This is a genomic window from Burkholderia sp. MS455 (assembly GCF_016899445.1).
GTDB classification, from domain to species: Bacteria; Pseudomonadota; Gammaproteobacteria; order Burkholderiales; family Burkholderiaceae; genus Burkholderia; species Burkholderia pyrrocinia_C.
Window position 1 is genome coordinate 563,596 of the sequence record NZ_CP041777.1, and the last position, 19,514, is coordinate 583,109.

The following is a 19,514-nucleotide window of genomic DNA, read 5'->3' on the forward strand; positions in this document are numbered from 1 at the left end:
ACTCGCTTATGCTGCTCCGCACCTTGCGCCGCCTCGCGAGGCGACGCCCTCTGTCCCGGCCGCCCAGTCGCAGCGATGCGTGTCGGAAGGCCTGAACCCATGGTATGGCGCGACAGGCGCGCCGACCATTATCTATAGGTTTAGTCGGGTACCGGCCTGCCCGGTCGTCGGGAACGGCGTGTGCCGGGGGGTACTGCAAATTTCCTCAGGCTGGCGGACAATGCACGGCGCCGCCCAGACGCGCGCAACCCAGCCCGGCCGCCCCGGTTTTACGCGCCGGTTTCGCCCTGCTCACCCAGCCTGACCCCACCGTGAACCAACCCTTGCGAGACTCGGACGACACGAAGCGAATGGATGCCGACTGGCTGGCGCGCACCCGCATGTCGAATGCGGTCCGTTCGGGCGACGTGCTCTGGTTCGACCTCACCGACGCCGGGACGCGGCGCGTATGGTCCGCGTGCCAGACCGGGTGGGAATCCGACCAGCGCTGCCGGCAATTCGAGCACGAATACGCATTGAACGAAGCGCTGGAACCGGCGTGGGCGATCATGCCGGTTGCGCTGATCCGCGCCGCGGACGGCCCGGTGCTCGTCTATCCTCGCCCGGACGTGCGTGCGTTCGACACGCTGGCGGACGGGCGGCTGCCGCTCGACGTCTTTCTCGACGCCGCGATCCAGGCCACGCGCACGCTCGGGCAGCTTCATCGGCGCGGCTGGCTGCATGGCGATCTGCAACCGGCCAGTTTCGCCATCGCGCCGGACGGTACGGTCATGCTCCGCTCGTTCGCCCATGCGTGGAATCGTCGGACGGAACGCGCCGCGGCAAGTGCGATGCGCACGGATTTCGCCGCCTACGCGGCGCCCGAAGTATCCGAAGGCTCATGCGTCGACGAGCGCTCCGACCTGTACGCGTTCGGCATCACGCTGTTCCGCCTGCTGACGGGCGCGATGCCTTACAAGGCCACGTCGACGTCCGAATGGATCCACGCGCACGTCGCGATGCAGCCGTCGCCGGCCACGACCTTTCGCGACGACCTGCCTGCGATCCTGAACGACCTGATCCTGAAACTGATCGCCAAGGAGCCCGCCGATCGCTACCCGTCCTGCGAAGCGGTGCAGCACGATCTCGAACGTATCCGGCGCGACTGGCTGGCGGCAGGCCGCGTCGAGCCGTTCGCGCTCGGCGGCAGCGATCCGCTCGCCGGGTTGCACGCGCCCGACCTGCTGGTCGGCCGTGAAGCCGAATCCCGCCGGCTCGAGGCGGTGCTGGCGGCCGTATCGCAAACCGGCGAGACGGCCATCGTGCTGATCGACGGGCCGGCCGGCGTCGGCAAGACCGCGCTGGCCGAGGACTTCATGCGCCATGCGCGGGCGGCGTCGCGCACGGCCTGGTGCACGTCGGCGAAGGTCGATCAGTTCCAGCCCGCGCGGCCCTACGCGCCCGTGCTGCAGGCCCTGCGCGCGCTGTTCGGCAGCGCGCTGGCCAGGCGCGACGACGAAATCGCGGCGATTGCCGCGCGGCTGCGCGACTGCGTGGGCCGGCAGGCCAACCTGCTGTCAGGCATCTTCCCGGAGATCGGGTGGTTGCTCGATGTCGAGCCCGTCGCGTTCGACCATACCGGTGCGATTCCGGAATTTCACCTATACCAGATCGTCGTGAATGCGTTCCGTGCGTTCGCGGCACCGGCCGAACCGCTCGTCATGGCGCTGGACGACATCCAGTGGGCCGACGACGCGACGCTCGCGTTTCTCGCGTCGATCGCCGTCGATCCGCCGGCCAATATCTGCGTCGTTGCCGGTTATCGAAGCGGGCCGCAGCACGACCACCCGCCGGCATTCCGCCGCTTCCTGCGCCAGCTCGACCCCACCCGCCTGTCGGCCCTGACGCTGGCGCCGCTCGACGCACCCGACGTCACGCGCATGCTGGCCGGCCTGCTCGGCGAGGCGCCGGACCGGCTGTCCGGGCTCGGCGACATCGTTCACCGCAGGACGGGCGGCAATCCGTTCCACATCCAGCAGTTGCTGCGCACGCTGATCGACGAGCGGCTCCTCGGCTACGACCCGGTGCGACAAACGTGGCAATGGGATGCGGCCGACATCGACGCCCGCCGCCCGACCGAGAATGTCGTGAGCCTGCTCGCGATCCGGATGCAGCGGCTGCCGCACGAATCGAGAACGCTGCTGTCGCTGCTGGCCTGTATCGGCACCGACGCGGACGACGCGCTGTTGTGCGCCGCCGCCGGCAAGACGTGGGCCGAACTCCGCTTCTGGCTGGACCCCGCGCGCCAGGCGGGCCTCGTGTCGCTCTCCGGCAACCGCTGGCGCTTCGTTCACGACCGCATCCTCGAGGCCATCTACGCGGTCGTCGGGCGGGCGGAGCGCGCGCTGTGCCATGCCCGGATCGCCGCCGCGATGCTCGGGCGCGCGGACGCGCAGTCGACCGAATCCCGGCTGGAACTCGCCGCCCAGATCGAGCAGGCGAAAACCGCACCGCTCGACGGCGCGCTGGCACTCGCCTTCGCGGATGCCCTGGTCGCGGCTGCCGAGGCCGCGGCGATCGTCGCCGCGCGCGATCGCGCGCTGTCGTTTCTCGCGACCGCGCAATCGCTGCTCGGTCCTCACGCATGGTCGCAACACTACGGTCTCGCGAGCCGGATCGGCATCCTGCGCAGCGGCCTGCTGCTCGCGACCGGCGAAACCGCGCAGGCATCCGATGCGATCGACGAGCTCATGGCGCGGACGCGCACGCCGGCCGATCGCGCCGAGGCCCACCGGCTGAAGGCCGCGCAGCTCACGGTGGAGTCGCGCTACCGGCAGGCCGTCGACGTCGCGCTGGCCGGGCTCGCGCTGCTCGGCGTCGTACTGCCGGCCGAGCCGGTCGAGGCCGATCTCGCCGCGGCGTGCAACGCCGTGCGCGATGCGCTCGATGGCCGCGCCATCGGCGAACTCGTCGACCTGCCCGTGATGACGGACACGCGCGTCGAAGCCGAGATGGCGCTGCTGACCGCACTCGAAGCCGCGATGTTCTATCCGAGCGGCGGGCTGATGCTGCTGCATTTCGCGACGATGGTCCGGCTGACCCTGCGCCACGGCGTCACCGCCGCGTCGGTGCAGGGGCTCGCGTGGTACGGCGTCAGCATTGCCGGGCATCACGACGCGTATGAGGACGGCCTCGAATTCGCGAAGGTCGCGCTCGCGCTAGTCGATCGCCACGGCTTCGAGCGCTACCGCTCCGCGACGCTGATCGCGCTCGACCAGGTGAGCGTCTGGACCCGGCCGCTGTCGTACGCGCTCGAGCGCGCGCGCGATGCGAAGGCGGCGGGCAATGCGAGCGCCGAGCTGCGCTGGATGTGCTACAGCTGCAACCACATCGTCAGCGATCTGCTCGCGATGGGCGAAGCACTGCCGGCGATCCGCGACGAGATCGATCCGCTGCTGCAGATCGCACGCGGTGCGCGTTACGACGACATCGTCGACCTCGTTTCCACCCAGTCGGAATTCGTCGATGCGCTGCAGCTCGGCTACCACCGGCCGATCGGCACCTGGCGTGCCCGTGCGTCGACGAAGACGCCGATGTCGGTCCTGCAGTTCTGGACCGACGTGCTCGCCGGCCAGGCGGCCTTCATTTTCGGCGACGCGGACGCGGCGCGCGCGGCGCTCGACGCAGCCGCATCGAGCGCGTGGTCCACTCCCGCGCACATCATGCTGTCCGACTTCCACCTGTTCGGCGTGCTGGCCGGCATCGCGAGCGACCGCGGCGCCACGCCGCCCGAGCGGCTGCTCGAACGCCATGCGCCGCAACGCGCCCGCTTCGCCGCGTGGAGCGAACGCAACCCGGGCACGTTCCGCAACAAGCTCGCGCTGATCGATGCCGAATTCGCACGCGTGCGCGGCGAACATATCGTCGCGATGCAGCAGTACGAGGCCTCGGCCAGCCTCGCGGCGGAACACGGTTTCGTGCACGAACAGGCGCTCGCGCACGAACTGGCCGCGCATCACGCCACGTCGCTCGGGCTCGCCGGCCCCGCCCGCCATCAGCTGCGGCTCGCCCATGCGTGCTACCGGCGCTGGGGTGCGGCCGGCAAGGCGCAGGCGCTGGAAGCGCAGCATCCGTTCCTCGTGATGGACCCGTCGCCGGGCGGCCCGGCCATGCCCGCGCGCGAAGATCTCGATTTCTCGCTCGCGATGCGCGCGGCCCATTCGCTGTCCGAGGAAATCGTGCTGGAGCGCCTGATCCAGACGCTGATGCGCAACATGATCGTGTATGCCGGCGCGCGTTATGGCCTGCTGCTGCTCGCCCGGCACGACCGGCTGACGATCGAGGCCGCCGCGCGGACAGTCGGCAGCGACGTGATCGTCGACATTGCCCGCAGCGAACCCACCGAGCAGGATGTCCCGCTGTCGATCCTGAACACCGTCGCCCGGACCCGCAAGCCGGTCGTGCTCGCGAACGCGCAGCGCGAGGGCGTTCCCGACCACGCCGACAGCCTGCGCGCGCACCCGACGCGCTCGCTGTTCTGCCTGCCGCTGTTGAAGCAGGGTGCGCTGATCGGCGTGCTGTATCTCGAGAATGCATTGTCCAACGGCGTGTTTTCGCCGCGGCGCATCGCGATGCTGGAAGTGCTCGCGCCGCAGGCGGCCAATGCGCTCGAATCCGCGCGGCTCTATGCGGAACTGATCGACGAAAACACGCGCCGGCTCGAGACCGAGGCCGCGCTGCGGCATGCACGGACCGAGCTCGCGCGCACCGCGCACATGACGGTGATGGGAGAACTGGCCGCATCGATCGCGCACGAGATCAATCAGCCGCTGACGAGCATCGTGTCGAGCGTCGGCGCGTGCATGCGCTGGCTGCGCGGCGCGCAGCCCGATCTCGGCGAAGCGCTCGCGAGCCTCGAGGACATCCGTGCGTCCGGCGTGCGGGCGGCCGACATCGTCCGCGCGCTGCGATCGCTCGCACGCCAGGCACCGCCCGCGCTGGCGCCGCTCGCGATCGACGACCTGATTCGCGACATGCTGCATCTCACCGCGACCGAAATCGACGCGAAGCAGGTCGCGCTGCGCGTCGACCTGCATTGCAGCGACATCCGCGTGATGGCGGATCGCACGCAGCTCCAGCAGGTGATCCTGAACCTGGTCACCAACGCGCTCGACGCGATGGACGGACTGGCCGCGGCGCGCGAACTCGAGATCGCGTCGCAGGTCGGCGACGATTACGCGGTCGTCTCCGTTGCCGACCGCGGCGCCGGCATCGATGCCGACATCGCGAACCGGATCTTCGATCCGTTCTTCACGACGAAATCGCACGGCATGGGGATGGGCCTGGCGATCTGCCGCTCGATCGTCGAAGCGCATGGCGGCACGCTCGAAGCCGCCATGCGCGACGGGAACGGCACCGTGCTGACGTTCCGGCTGCCGATTTCGACGGCACGCTGACGCACGGGTCGAGCGCGCGGCGGAACCGGCGCGCGGCTCGGGCTCGGGCTCGGCTCAGGCTCGGGCTCGGCTCAGGCTCGGGTGCCGCTCGGCCGATGCGCGTCTTCGCCGAGGAACCGGTGCACGAACGTCACGGCCATCGCCCCTTCGCCGACCGCCGACGCCACCCGCTTGACCGAACCCGACCGCACGTCGCCCGCCGCGAACGAGCCGGGCACGCTCGTTTCCAGATAGTAGGGCCGGCGCTCGAGCGGCCACACGCGCTCGAATGCCGGGCAGTCGTACAGGTCGCTGCCGGTCACCAGATAACCGCCCGGATTGCGAATGATGTTCGTATCCCGGGCCCAATCGGTGTTCGGCGCACCGCCGATGCAGACGAACAGGTGCGTGGCCGGCAGCACGTCGCGCGCGCCGTCTTCCGAACGCAGCACGATCGCTTCGAGCCGGCCGTCGCCGTGCAGCGCATCGACGGTCGTGCCGTACCGCACCGTCACGTTCGGCGTGCGCTCGATCCGGTCGATCAGGTAGCGCGACAGCGTCGCTGCCAGCGACGCGCCCCTGACGATCATCGTGACTTCGCGCGCGTGCCGCGCGAAGTTCATCGCGGCCTGGCCCGCCGAATTGCCGCCGCCGACGATGAACACGTGCTTGCCTTCGCACATCGGCGCTTCGCTCGATCCCGCGCCGTAGAACAGGCCGGCGTTGAGAAACTTCCGTTCGTCGGGCAGGCCGAGACTGCGGTATTCGATCCCGGTCGCGCAGATGTTCGAGCGTGCGGTCAGGATCGAGCCGTCGGCCAGGTCGACGCGAATCTTGCCGTCGACGAACGTCGCGTGCACGCCCTCGCGCATCATCAGCAGCTCGACGCCGAACTTGACCGCCTGCCGGCGCGCGCGCTCGGCCAGCTCGGCGCCCGGAATGCCCTCCGGGAACCCCATGTAATTCTCGATCAGCGAACTCGTTCCCGCCTGCCCGCCGATCGCATCGCGTTCGATCACGACGGCGCGCAGCCCTTCCGACGCCGCGTAGACGGCCGCCGACAGGCCGGCGGGACCGGCGCCGTAAATCGATACGTCGTACTCGATGAAGCGCGGCCGTGCAACCCAGCCGAGCTTCGCGGCAATCTCCGGCAGCGTCGGCTGGTAGATGCGCGAGCCGTCCGGAAAGATGACGACCGGCAAGCGGATATCGCGCAGCGGCGCGATGCCCAGCTCGCGCGCGCAATCGGTGTCGGACGTCAACTCGCACCATTCGTACTCGATCACGCCGCGCTTCAGGAAGTCGCGGATTGCGTAGGCCTCCTTGCTGTTCGGCAAACCGATTACCTTGACATGCTGCGGCTGAGTCATGAACGTCTCCCGGTGACCGTCGTGTCGGATCTCGCCCGGACCTCGCGCCGGGCGCACTTGCGACTGTACGTCCGCTTGCCGCCCGGGTTGACATGCTTAATAAGAATTAAGGTCCGCGCGCGACACGACCGTCCACAATGCACCGTATCCAACCCCGCTTGCAGCTTCGCGCCGGCCGCGCTGCGAGCGATCTCCGGCGCCGGCATCGGAGCGGAAGATGACCACGACCTGCACCCATCTCGGCGAAGCGCGCATCCTGACCACCGACAAGGACTACTGCGAGGAATGCGTGAAGTCCGGCAGCCAGTGGGTGCATTTGCGCCTGTGCCTGACATGCGGGCACGTCGGCTGTTGCGACTCGTCGCCGAATCGCCACGCCAGCCGGCATTTTCATGAAACCGGCCACCCGCTCGCGCGTTCGATCGAACCCGGCGAGCGCTGGGTCTGGTGTTATGCGGACGACGTGATGGCCGGCGAGATCGCGTCGTAACGCGCCGCGCGCCGGGATCCGGCGCCCGCGCGCGCCCGTGTCCCACGACGGGCCGCCCGTCGCCCCCACCTGCCGACATCGATCCGGCACCTTTCCGGACCGCGGGTTAACACCGTTCGATCGCGCCTTTGTCATGCCGATCTTTTCGGCTATAGTTTATCGAACGATAACTTATCTATCGATAAACAAGGAGTCTCCCATGCCCGTATCCAGACTCGCGCACTACTCGATCCGCACGCTCGATCTCGAGAAATCGTGTCGCTTCTACGAACGTGTGCTCGGCTTCAAGCGCGGCTACCGGCCGCCGTTCGACTTTCCCGGCGCATGGCTCTACAAGGGCGGCGACGAAGCCGATTACGGCACGGTCCACATCATCGGCGTCGATCCGGCCAACCCCGACGGGCTCGCGGCCTATCTCGGCGACAAGGACCTGCCCACGACGGGCACCGGCACCGTCGACCACATCGCGTTCCTCGCGACCGGCGTCGAAGCGATGTGGAACACGCTGCGCGCGCAAGGCATCGCGTGGCGCGACCGCACGGTGCCGAGCCTCGGGCTGCACCAGGTCTTCATCGAGGATCCGTCCGGCGTGACGATCGAGCTCAACTACCCTGCCGCCGAGGTCGCCGGCCTGGCGCTTCCCGCCGCGGCCGGATCGGCCGGCGCCCCCCACGGAGACTGACATGAACGACAGCACTTCGACGAACCGCAAGGCCGCCATCATCGGCGGCTCGCTGGGCGGCCTGTTCGCCGCGAATCTCCTGCTGCGCAATGGCTGGGACGTGGACGTGTTCGAACGCGTGCCCGAGGCGCTCTCGGGCCGCGGCGCCGGCATCGTCACGCATCCGGAACTGTTCGACGTGATGCTCGCGGCGGGCGTGCGCATCGACGAATCGATCGGCGTGAAGGTCGAATCGCGCATCACGCTGGCCAGGGACGGCACCGTGGCGTCGGAACGCGGGCTGCCGCAGACGCTGACCGCGTGGAGCAAGATGTACCACGTGCTTCGCGCGGCACTGCCCGACCAGCATTACCACTCGGGCGCCGTCGTCGCAGATGTCGCGGACGGGCCTGATCGCGCATCGGTCACGCTGTCCGACGGCTCGGTCGTGCACGCCGATCTCGTGATCGCGGCCGACGGATTCCGCTCCGCGATCCGCGATAAATTCCTGCCGGACGCACGGTTGCAGTACGCGGGCTACGTCGCCTGGCGCGGGCTGGTCGACGAAGCCGGCCTGTCGGACGCGACCCACGCGACGCTGTTCGGCAAATTCGCGTTCGGGCTGCCGCCGCACGAGCAGATCCTCGGCTATCCGGTCGCCGGCCAGGGCAACAGCACGAAGCCGGGCGAACGCCGCTACAACTTCGTCTGGTATCGCGCGACCCGCGAAGACACCGACCTGCCGAACCTGCTGACCGACGAGACCGGCAAGCTGTGGGCGGGCGGCATTCCGCCGACGCTGATCCGCCGCGACGTCCTCGACGACATGGAAGACGCGGCGCACGCGCTGCTTGCGCCGCAGTTCGCCGAGGTTGTGGCGCGTGCGACGCAACCGCTGTTCCAGCCGATCTACGACCTCGAAGTGCCGAACATGGCGTTCGGCCGGATCGCGCTGCTCGGCGACGCCGCGTTCGTCGCGCGGCCGCATTGCGGGATGGGCGTCACGAAAGCCGCCGGCGATGCGCTCGCGCTTGTCACGGCACTCGCCACGCGCACCGACCCGCTCGACGCACTGTGCGAATACAGCGAAACGCGCACCGCGTTCGGTGCCGCGATCGTGCAGCACGCGCGCCATCTCGGCGCCTACATGCAGGCGCAACTGAAGGACGACACCGAGCGCGCAATGGCCGAACGCTATCGCACGCCGGAAGTCGTGATGCGGGAAACCGCCGTTCCGCCGCATTTCTGAGCGCGGGCGGGCGCCGCGTGCGAGACGCGCGGCGCCCGTTGCCCGGCCCGGATACCCAAACCAGAAGGAGACACCGTGAACCACCCGATTCCGGCTGCCGCCGGCACCGCATCCGACCTGGACGCGCCGGCACAGGCCACGCACCCGCTGCTGCGCGATGCCCGCTTTCGCGATCTCGTCAGGCGCAGAAGGCTGTTCGCCTGGTCGCTGACGCTCGTCATGCTCGCCCTCTATTTCGCGTTCATCCTCACGCTGGCGTTTTCGCCGACGCTGCTCGGACAGCCGATCGTGCAGGGCCGGCCTACCCCGTGGGGCATCCCGGTCGGTTTCGGCATGTTCGTCGTCACGTTCGCGCTGGTCGCGCTCTACGTGTATCGGGCCAATTTGGTGCACGACACGATCGTCGCGTCGATTCGTCACGGAGGCGATCAATGAAACGCCTGCTCATCGCATCGATCGCCGCCGTCGCCGCCGTCGGCCCGGCACCGGCGTTCGCGGCCGGCCCCGCGGCGGCGCTGGCGCACGGGCACAATCCGGTCGCGATCGGCATGTTCCTGCTGTTCGTCGCGTCGACGCTTTTCATCACGCGCTGGGCCGCGCGCAAGAACAACAGCGTGGCCGACCACTACGCCGCGGGCGGCAAGATCACCGCGTTCCAGAACGGCTGGGCGATCGCCGGCGACTACATGTCGGCGGCGTCGCTGCTCGGCATCTCCGCGCTGGTGTTCACGAGCGGCTACGACGGCCTGATCTATTCGGTCGGCTTTCTCGCGAGCTGGCCGATCATCCTGTTCCTAATCGCCGAGCCGCTGCGCAACCTCGGCAGGTACACGCTCGCCGACGTCGTGTCCTATCGCCTCCGGCAACGGCCGATCCGCGCGTTCGCGGCGTCGAGCTCGATCGTCATCGTGCTGCTGTACCTCGTGTCGCAGATGGTCGGCGCGGGCAAGCTGGTCGAGCTGCTGTTCGGCCTGAACTACACGGTCGCGGTGCTGATCGTCGGCGTGCTGATGGTCGTCTACGTGTTCTTCGGCGGGATGCTGGCGACGACCTGGATCCAGATCATCAAGGCCGCGCTGCTGCTCGCCGGCGCGGCCTTCATGGCGATCATGGTGCTGGGCCGTTTCGGCTTCAGCCTCGATGCGCTGTTCGCGCAGGCGATTCTCGTGCATCCGAAACATGCGGCGATCATGCGCCCCGGCGGCCTGGTATCCGATCCGGTCTCGGCCGTGTCGCTCGGTCTCGCGCTGATCTTCGGTACGGCAGGCCTGCCGCACATCCTGATGCGCTTCTTCACGGTCGGCGACGTCAACGCGGCCCGCAAGAGCATCCTCTATGCGACCGGCATCGTCGGCGCCGGCTATGTGCTGATCGTCATCATCGGCTTCGGCACCATCGCGCTCGTCGCGTCGGACCCGCAGTACCGCGACGCATCCGGCGCCATCGCGGGCGGCGCGAACATGGTGGCGATTCATCTCGCGCATGCGGTCGGCGGCGACGTGTTCCTCGGCTTCATCTGCGCGGTCGCATTCTCGACCATCCTGGCCGTGGTCGCCGGACTGACGCTCGCGGGTTCGTCGGCGATCTCGCACGACCTGTATGCGAACGTGCTGCGTCGCGGCCGCGCTTCGGATCAAGAGGAAATGCGCGTGGCGCGCGGGACGACCCTGGTGCTCGGCGTGCTCGCGATCCTGCTCGGCATCGCGTTCGAAAAGCAGAACATCGCGTTCATCGTCAGCCTCACGTTCTCGATCGCGGCAAGCTCGAACTTTCCCGTGCTGCTGCTCTCGATCTACTGGCGCGGCCTGACGACGCGCGGCGCGGTGCTGGGCGGCCTGACCGGGCTCGCCACCGCCGTGACGCTCACCGTGCTGAGCCCGACCGTCTGGGTCCAGGTGCTCGGTCATGCGCATGCGGTCTATCCGTACGAATATCCGGCGCTGTTCTCGATGGCGGCGGCATTCGCCGGCGTCGTCCTGTTCTCCGTCACCGACCGCTCGGCCCGTGCGCAACGAGAACGCGAGCAGTTCGACACGCAGCTCGTCGCCTGCGAAATGGGCATGACGCAACGCGGCTGAGCCGCACGCCCCGAAAAAATCGATATCTCGTGGGAGACACCATGTTGAATTGCACCTGCTGCATGTCGCCGGCACGGCGCCGCCTGCTCGGCGCGTTGGCCGCGCTCGCCGGCACGGCCGTCGCCGGACGCACCGCATCCGCAGCCGACACCGCGAGCGCACCGGCCGCCTCGGCCGCCGTGCCGCGGCACCGGCCGCGCTCGATCGACATCCACGCGCACTACTACCCTGAAAGCTTTTGCGATCTGGTCGGCGGCGAAGGCAAGCGCTTTGGCGGGTCGTTCGCGTGCGACGATGCGTCGTTCACGTTCCGGACGCCCGCCGGCGGCCTCGGGCCGCTGCCGATGAAGTTCATCGACGTCGACGCGCGGCTCAAGGACATGGATGCATCCGGCGTCGACGTCCAGGCGCTGTCGCTCAGCGTGCCGATGGCGTACTGGGGCGACCGGCCGTTCAATGCGAAGCTCGCGCGCGACTGGAATTCGGCCGCGTCGCGCGTCTACCGGCGGCACCCGACGCGGTTCGTCGTACTCGCGACGCTGCCGATGCTGAACGCGACCGACGCGATCGACGAACTCGAGCGCGCTGCGCAGTTGCCGGGCGTGCGCGGCGTGTACATGGGCACCAACATCGACAACCGCGATCTCGACGATCCGCTGTTCGCGCCGGTGTTCGCGCGCATCGAGCAACTGGGCCTGCCCGTGTTCCTGCATCCGCAGCAAACCGTCGGCGGCGCGCGGCTCGGCGATTTCTACTTGAGCAACCTGCTCGGCAATCCGTTCGATACGGCGATCGCGGGCTCGCACCTGATCCTGGGCGGCGTGCTCGACCGCCACCCGAACCTGCACGTCACGTTGCCGCATGCGGGCGGCGCGCTGCCGATCCTCGTCGGGCGCCTGGACGCGGGCTGGACCGTGCGCCCCGAAACGCGCCGGCTCGCGCACAAGCCCAGCAGCTATCTGCGGCGCTTCAGCTACGACACGGTGTCCCATTCGGGGCCCGTGCTGAAGTTCCTGATGGAGAGCGTCGGGGTCGACCGGCTCGTACTCGGCAGCGACTACTGCTTCGACATGGGCTACGAGCAGCCGGTCCGCTTTCTCGACCGGCTCGACCTGACGGCGGAACAGCGTTCGATGATACTCGGCGGCAATGCGGGCAAGCTGCTCGGGATCTAGCGGGCAAGCAGCCATATGGAAACTTTCGACCCGCGCCTGCACCGTCGGCGCAGGCCGTTGCCGGACCTGGCATCATCCGGCGAACCGGTGCGTGCCGGCATGCAACGCCACGCATCACGACGGACGGCCGGCGACACACGCCGCCGGCCGAACACGGGAATCACGCACGATGAAGATAGTCATTGCAGGCGGATCGATCGCGGGTCTCGCGGCCGCGCTGACGCTCGATTGCATCGGACACGACGTCATGGTCTGCGAGCGCTCGCCGACGCCGCTGCGCGGCCAGGGCGGCGGCGTGGCCGTGTTGCGCCGGATGATGGCGTTTCTCGAACGGCATGGCCGGCATTGCCGCCAGACGATCAGCGTGCCGACGCATCGGCGGCGCTGGATCGATCGCGACGGCGTCGTCACGCGGGACGAACCCGAAATGCTGCCGTTTTCGTCATGGGACGCCGTCTACCGCTCGCTGTGCGAGACGCTGCCGCGCGGGCGCATCCATTACGGCCGCACGGTCACCGGCCTCGACCAGGACGCGGACGGTGTCGACGTATACCTCGCAGACGAACGCATCCGCGCGGATGTGCTGATTGCAGCCGACGGCTCCGGCTCGAACCTGCGCGCGCACCTCTTCCCCGGCTATACGCCGTCGTTTGCCGGCTACCTCGCATGGCGCGGCATCGTCGACGAAGCCGAATTCGACGCCGCGTCGATCGCATCGCTGGTCGAGAACATGACGCTTCACAAGGCGCCGGGCGAGCTGTTCATGGCGTTCCTGATTCCCGCGCTCGACGGCTCGCTCGTGCCGGGCACGCGCCGGTTCAACTGGCTGTGGTATCGCAACGAAGCCGATCCGGATGCGCTGCGCCGGCACCTGACGGATCGGGACGGCCAGCTCCATCACGCGTCCGTGCATCCGGGGCAGCTTTCCGACGACACCGTTGCGACGCTGCGGCAGCTCGCGGGCGAACGCTTGCCTGCTTCCCTGTCGCAACTGGTGCTTGCGACGCGCGCGCCGTTCAACCAGGCGATTTTCGACGCACTGAGCCCCGGCTTCGTCGACGGCCGCGTCGCGCTGATCGGCGACGCCGCCTGCACCGTGCGCCCCCATACGGCATCCGGCACGTCGAAGGCGGCGAGCGATGCCGTATCGCTCGCCGAAGCGCTGCCGGCCGATGCGACCGATGTCGTCGAGCGCCTCGCGCAATGGTCTGTCCGGCGGCGGGAGGAAGTGACGTCGCTGCTCGACAAGGGTCCGCAACTTGCCGCGTCGTTCGGCCTCGGCACGCCGCGCTGACGCATGTGCGCTGGCGCCGGGATGCAGCATGCGCGCGTTCAGAACGTTTCAGCGCAGCTTCAGGAAATGGCGTCGGCGCCCGCGTAGACTGCCTCCCATCATCCACCGCGCGGGCAAACAGCCCACGCGCGGCCCTCACCCATGGAGTAACGACATGATCTCCGCCGCGAATCGCTGTCGCCGGGCAGGCTTGTCATCGCCGAATCGATCGGCAATGCTGTGCCGCCGAACATCCGTCGCGAACACGCGCAAGCCGGGCCACGCTCGTGGGCCCGCCTGTCGCGACAACCGGATCCGCGCTGCCGCGCGCGATCGTCATGCGGACGTGCGCGGCCGACGCGCCGTCTATTGCCCCGCCTGTCGAATGACGCCGGACGAACCGGTTCGCGTGGAGCGCGCATGAAGCACAAGCGACTCTGGTTGGGCGCCGCAGGCGTCGCGATCGCCGGCCTGGCGGTCGCGATCGGCATCATGGTTCGGCCGTCGATCGCGCCGATCGATCCGCCTGCCCGCGCATCGTTCGATCCACAACTGATCAAGGCCGGTGCGCGCGTGGTCGCGCTGGGCGATTGCGTCGTCTGCCACACCGCGAAGGACGGCAAGCCGTTCGCGGGCGGGCTGCCGCTCGCGACGCCGTTCGGCACGATCTACGCGACCAACATCACGCCGGATGCCGACACCGGTATCGGCCGCTGGTCGCGTGACGCGTTCGCGCGCGCGCTGCGCAGCGGCATCGCCCGCGACGGCCATCCGCTCTACCCGGCCTTTCCGTACATTCACTTCACGCGGATGTCCGACGACGACATCGCAGCCGCTTACGCGTACCTGATGACCCGCGAGCCGGTTCGAACGAAGACGCCGGCGAACGACCTGATCTTCCCGCTCAACTTCCGGCCGCTGGTCGCGTTCTGGAACGTGCTGTTCCTGCGCGAAGGCGCATACCGGCCGGACCCGTCGCAATCCGCGCAATGGAATCGCGGCAAGGCGCTCGTCGACGGCCTCGGCCACTGCGCGTCCTGCCATTCGCCGCTGAATGCGATCGGCGGCGAACAGTCGGGCAAGGCATTCGACGGCGGCATCGTCGACGGCTGGGAAGCACCGCCGCTCAATACGCTCGGCAACGCGGTGCGGCCGTGGACGCAGGCGCAACTCGTCACGTACCTGCGCACCGGCCGCGCGAGCGAGCACGGCGCGGCCGCCGGACCGATGCTGCCCGTCACGCGCGATCTCGCGACCGTGCCGGCCGAGGATGTCGAGGCCATCGCGGCCTACATCCTGTCGATCCAGAAGCCGGCTGCCCCGCGGCCTGCGACGACCGCCGCCGAACGCCATGCGACGACGCCAGCCGGCCAGCGCGGCGCGGTGCTGTTCCAGGCATCGTGCGCGCAGTGCCACGGGCCTGCATCGCCGATGCAGTCGATCGGCGAACGGCCGACGCTCGCGTTCGGCACGGCAGTCGCCGCCGACACGCCGCGCAACGCGATCCAGATGATGTTCAACGGGATCGGCTGGCACGGCGAGGACACGCTGAACTACATGCCGTCTTACCTCGACCAGTACGACGACGCGCAGATCGCGGACCTCGCCGCGTACCTCCGCGAAACGTACACCGATCGCCCCGCGTGGAGCGGCATCGACACCCTGGCCGCGAAACTCAGAAAGGAGGACAGCGCGCGATGATCACCCTCACCGTGAATGGCGTGCGGCACACGCTCGACATCGATCCGTCCACGCCGCTCCTTTACGCGCTGCGCAACGACCTGCACCTGCACGGCGCGAAGTTCGGCTGCGGCCTCGGGCAATGCGGCGCGTGCACCGTGATCGTCGACGACAAGCCGATGTTCTCGTGCCTGATTCCGGTCGCCGCGGTCGGCGAGCGCCGCGTCAGGACCCTCGAGAGCCTCGGCACCGCCGAGCATCCGGGCAAGCTTCAGCAAGCGTTCATCGATCATCAGGCGGCGCAGTGCGGTTATTGCATCGCGGGCATGATCATGCGCGCGCAGGCGCTGCTGGAACGCAAGCCGAAACCCACCGAACACGAGCTGCGCACGCACATGGAACCGAATCTGTGCCGTTGCGGCACGCACATGCGGATCCTGGCGGCCGTGCGCCAGGTCGCGGGCCTGCCGGACCCGGAACCGGCCGCCGCTCCCGTCACGATCAGCAAGGGACTCTGATGAACCCACCCGACGATATCGACGAAGGCCGCCGGCACTTCATGGTTTCCGGCGCGCTCTTCGTCGCGTTCAGCCTCGCACCGGCCGCGCGCGCCGCCGCCGAGGTCGTGATCGCGGACGAAGGTGCGGCCGTCCACGTGTCCGGGGCCACCGAAACGCTGGCCGGCAGCCTGAAGACCAATCCGCTGCTGGACGCGTGGATCAAGATCACGCCCGACGGCAAGGTCACCGTGTTCACGGGCAAGGTCGAGCTCGGCACCGGCGTGCGCACCGCGTTGCTGCAGGTGGCCGCCGAGGAGCTGAACATGAAGCCCTCGCTGATCACGTTCTTGACCGCCGACACCGGCGCGTCGCCGGACGAGGGCTTGACGGCCGGCAGCCACACGATGGCGGACAGCGGCTCCGCGCTGCTGAACGCCGCCGCGCAGGTGCGCGGGCTGCTGGTCGACGGCGCGGCGAAGCAGTTCGGCGTCGAGGCGCGCCTGCTCACCGTCGCCGACGCGGTCATCAAGGCGCCGGACGGCCGCACGATGCGCTACGGCGACGCGGTCCGCACCGTCGACCTGCATCGCCGCGCGACGCCGACGTCGCCGTTGAAGAGTCCGGGCACGTTCGCCGTGATCGGCACGTCGCTGCCGCGCGTCGACATTCCGAACAAGGTCACGGGCGGCGTCAGCTACGTGCAGGACATGACGCTGCCCGGCATGCTGCATGCGCGCGCCGTGATGCCGCCGGTGTACGACGCGAAGCTGCTGTCGTTCGACGAAGCCGCGATCCTGAAGATGCCGGGTGTCGTGCGGATCGTGCGCAACGGCAGCATGCTCGCGGTGGTCGCACAGGGCGAATGGCAGGCGGTCGTCGCGCAGCGCGCACTGGCCGCCGGCTGCCGCTGGTCGCCCGGCCGGGCGCTGCCCGATCGCGACACGGTTCACGAGGACCTGAAACGAATCTCGACGCAGCGCATCGAGATCGCCGATACGCATGCGCAAACCGCGCCGGCGACGAAGACGCTGTCCGCCACGTTCCTGAAGAACTACCTGCTGCACGGCTCGATCGGGCCGTCCTGCTCGGTCGCGCATCTCGAGAACGGCATGCTGACCGTGTGGACCCACTCGCAAGGCGTCTACCCGCTGCGCGACGCGCTCGCCGAGATGCTGTCGATGCCGAAGGCGAACGTCCGCTGCATTCACACCGAGGGCTCCGGCTGCTACGGGCACAACGGCGCGGATGACGCGGCCGCGCATGCGGCGCTGATCGCCGCCGCGATGCCCGGCAAGCCGATCCGCGTCCAGTGGATGCGCGAACAGGAACATACGTGGGACCACTTCACGCCGGCTATGGTCACCGAGCTCAGCGCGTCGCTCGACGCGAGCGGCCGCATCGTCGACTGGAAATACGCGCTGTGGAGCAGTTCGCACAACGAGCGGATCGTCAACGCCGGCCGGCTGCTGCCCGCGCGCATGCTCGAGCCGCCGTTCGTGCCCGCACCGTCGACGCCGATGCTGCAGCCCGAGGGCGGCGGCGACCGCAACGCGATCCCGCTGTATGCGCTGCCGAACATGCACATCGTCAACAACTTCTCGCCGACGATGCCGCTGCAGACGTCGGCGATGCGCTCGCTCGGCGCGCACACGAACGTCTGGTCGATCGAAAGCTTCATGGACGAGCTCGCGCACGCGGCCGGCGTCGATCCTGTCGAATTCAGGCTGCGTCACATGCAGGATCACCGCGCGAGCCAGGTGATCAAGCTCGCCGCGACGAAATTCGGCTGGCCGCGGCCGCCGCGCGAACGCAACCGCGGCGTCGGCTTCGCATTCGGCAAATACAAGAACCTGATGGCCTACGTCGCGATCGCGGTCGAGGTGTCGGTCGTGCCTGAAACCGGCCAGGTGACGCTCGAACATGCGGAAGCGGCCGTCGACGCGGGCCAGATCGTGTCGCCGGACGGCATTCGCAACCAGATCGAGGGCGGTATCATCCAGTCCGCGAGCTGGACGCTGTACGAGGCGCTGAAATACGATACGCAGCGCGTGCGCAGCTTCGACTGGAGCAGCTATCCGATCCTGCGTTTCTCGGCGGCGCCGCAAAGCGTGCGGGTCAACCTGATCAATCGCCCCGGCGCGCCGTTCCTCGGCGCGGCCGAGGCGTCGATGGGACCGACCGCCGGCGCGCTCGCCAACGCGATCTTCGACGCGACCGGCCAGCGCCTGCGCGAAATGCCGTTTGCGGGCGACGCGCTCAGGAAACGCATCGACGCATAGCGTGCACGGCACGACACATCGCGCCGGCATGAACCGGCGCGGACAACGAACAGGCTGGAGATTTCGGAACGATGGATACCTTGCTTTCAATGCGCGTGTTTACGCGCATCGTCGAGACAGGCAGCTTCACGCGCGCGTCCGACACGACCGGTCTCACGACGCCGCGCGTGTCCGCGCTGCTGAGCGCACTCGAACAGCATCTCGGCTGCCGGCTGCTGAACCGCACCACGCGCCGGATCTCGCTCACCGAGGACGGGCAGGCGTACTACGAACGCTCGGTCGCGGTGCTGCGCGAGATCGACGACATGGAGGCATCGGTATCGCAAGCGCGCAACGTGCCGCGCGGCCGTCTGAAAGTGAACCTGCCGCCGGCCATGGCGAAGCAGATCATGGTGCCCGCGCTGCCCGAATTTCTCGCCGCCCATCCGGGCATCATGGTCGAGCTCGGCGTGACCGATCGCCAGATCGACCTCGTCGGCGAAGGCGTCGACTGCGTGGTGCGGATCGGCGCGCTCGACGATTCGGGGATGGTCGCGAAACGGATCGGCAGCCTGACGACCTGCACCTGCGCGTCCCCCACGTATCTCGACCGATGCGGCGCGCCCGACACGGTGGACGATCTCGCCCAGCATGTCGCGGTCAGCCACATCTCGGCCGATACGGGCCGCCCGCGCCCCTGGGACTACGTCGTCGACGGCGAAACGCGCATCGTGCAGATGTGCGGCACGGTCGCGGTCAACGACGCCGACACCTACATCGAGTGCGGCGTCGCGGGGATCGGCCTGATCAAGACCTCGCTGTACCTGGTCGAGCCGTATCTGAAATCGGGGCGCCTGCGCGAGGTGCTGACCGATTTCAACACGCCGCCCCGGCCGATCTCGATCCTGTATCCGCCCAATCGGCATACGCCCGTCAAGCTCAAGGTCTTCGTCGACTGGCTCGCGGGGCTGTTCGCGGAGATTCCGACGCTGCAGGGCAAGCGCTGTTGAAACCCGCAGTTGCAACTGATCGTCCGCGCCGCCGCGCGCGCAGCATGAATCACATGATTTAAGACGGCGTTCAGGACTATTCCGTCCTGCCGATCCAGACTGGCCTCATCGGGCTTCGCGATTCGCGATATCCGCGCCGGAGGCCCGTTTCGAGACGCACATCATGAAAATCGTGACCGCCGCGCGGTCCGTCCTGGCCGTTTTCGATGTCCCCAGCCCCGCCTTCGCCAGCGGCCGCATCGCGCTAGTCGCCGACGCGGCCCCTCCTCGCGCGGGCGCGGCCGCCCGACGCGCATGAACCCGCGCACGATCCACCCCTTTGCGTGGCGCGCAATGCTTGATTGCGCCCCGGACGT

The 19,514-nt window shown here is 68.6% G+C and carries 13 protein-coding genes; 12 read left to right on the forward strand and 1 reads right to left on the reverse strand.

Features of this window, described 5'->3' with window-relative positions:
- The first annotated feature begins 104 nt into the window (after positions 1–104).
- Positions 105–5,435 carry an AAA family ATPase gene (locus tag FPJ27_RS02200; RefSeq protein ID WP_204420706.1) on the forward strand — a complete coding sequence of 1,777 codons (5,331 nt, stop codon included), beginning with the start codon at positions 105–107 and terminating at the stop codon, positions 5,433–5,435.
- A gap of 71 nt (positions 5,436–5,506) precedes the next feature.
- Here FPJ27_RS02200 and FPJ27_RS02205 read toward each other — a convergent pair whose 3' ends face one another.
- Positions 5,507–6,784, reverse strand: coding sequence for an FAD-dependent oxidoreductase (locus tag FPJ27_RS02205; RefSeq protein WP_072437957.1), 1,278 nt, complete (start codon positions 6,782–6,784; stop codon positions 5,507–5,509).
- Between the two features lie 217 nt (positions 6,785–7,001).
- Here FPJ27_RS02205 and FPJ27_RS02210 point away from each other — a divergent pair, with 217 nt between their 5' ends.
- From FPJ27_RS02210 to FPJ27_RS02260, 11 genes are all read left to right on the forward strand, one after another.
- Positions 7,002–7,274, forward strand: coding sequence for a UBP-type zinc finger domain-containing protein (locus tag FPJ27_RS02210; RefSeq protein WP_034184373.1), 273 nt, complete (start codon positions 7,002–7,004; stop codon positions 7,272–7,274).
- A gap of 199 nt (positions 7,275–7,473) precedes the next feature.
- Positions 7,474–7,956, forward strand: coding sequence for a VOC family protein (locus FPJ27_RS02215; protein WP_204420707.1), 483 nt, complete (start codon positions 7,474–7,476; stop codon positions 7,954–7,956).
- A gap of 1 nt (position 7,957) precedes the next feature.
- Positions 7,958–9,184: an FAD binding domain-containing protein gene (locus FPJ27_RS02220; protein ID WP_204420708.1), complete on the forward strand. Its 1,227-nt coding sequence runs from the start codon at positions 7,958–7,960 to the stop codon at positions 9,182–9,184.
- A 75-nt stretch (positions 9,185–9,259) separates the two neighbouring features.
- On the forward strand, positions 9,260–9,619 hold the full coding sequence (locus FPJ27_RS02225; protein WP_204420709.1) for a DUF485 domain-containing protein: 360 nt from the start codon (positions 9,260–9,262) through the stop codon (positions 9,617–9,619).
- A complete protein-coding gene (locus FPJ27_RS02230; RefSeq protein ID WP_204420710.1) occupies positions 9,616–11,262 on the forward strand; it encodes a cation acetate symporter in 1,647 nt (548 codons plus the stop codon). Before FPJ27_RS02225 ends, FPJ27_RS02230 begins: the two co-directional genes overlap by 4 nt.
- Positions 11,263–11,303: 41 nt before the next feature.
- Complete coding sequence (locus tag FPJ27_RS02235) at positions 11,304–12,437, forward strand: amidohydrolase family protein (RefSeq protein WP_204420711.1); 1,134 nt, start codon at positions 11,304–11,306, stop codon at positions 12,435–12,437.
- A 169-nt stretch (positions 12,438–12,606) separates the two neighbouring features.
- Positions 12,607–13,731 carry an FAD binding domain-containing protein gene (locus tag FPJ27_RS02240; RefSeq protein ID WP_204420712.1) on the forward strand — a complete coding sequence of 375 codons (1,125 nt, stop codon included), beginning with the start codon at positions 12,607–12,609 and terminating at the stop codon, positions 13,729–13,731.
- A gap of 399 nt (positions 13,732–14,130) precedes the next feature.
- Positions 14,131–15,411, forward strand: a complete 1,281-nt coding sequence (locus tag FPJ27_RS02245) for a cytochrome c (RefSeq protein ID WP_072437950.1) — start codon at positions 14,131–14,133, stop codon at positions 15,409–15,411.
- The gene (locus FPJ27_RS02250; RefSeq protein WP_072437949.1) at positions 15,408–15,908 is read left to right on the forward strand and encodes a (2Fe-2S)-binding protein; all 501 of its coding nucleotides are present in this window, start codon (positions 15,408–15,410) and stop codon (positions 15,906–15,908) included. The genes FPJ27_RS02245 and FPJ27_RS02250 overlap by 4 nt, the downstream gene beginning before the upstream one ends.
- Entirely contained in the window at positions 15,908–18,169 is a 2,262-nt protein-coding gene (locus tag FPJ27_RS02255) for a molybdopterin cofactor-binding domain-containing protein (RefSeq protein ID WP_072437948.1), read from the forward strand. Before FPJ27_RS02250 ends, FPJ27_RS02255 begins: the two co-directional genes overlap by 1 nt.
- A gap of 71 nt (positions 18,170–18,240) precedes the next feature.
- A complete protein-coding gene (locus tag FPJ27_RS02260; protein WP_204420713.1) occupies positions 18,241–19,158 on the forward strand; it encodes a LysR family transcriptional regulator in 918 nt (305 codons plus the stop codon).
- Positions 19,159–19,514: the final 356 nt, after the last annotated feature.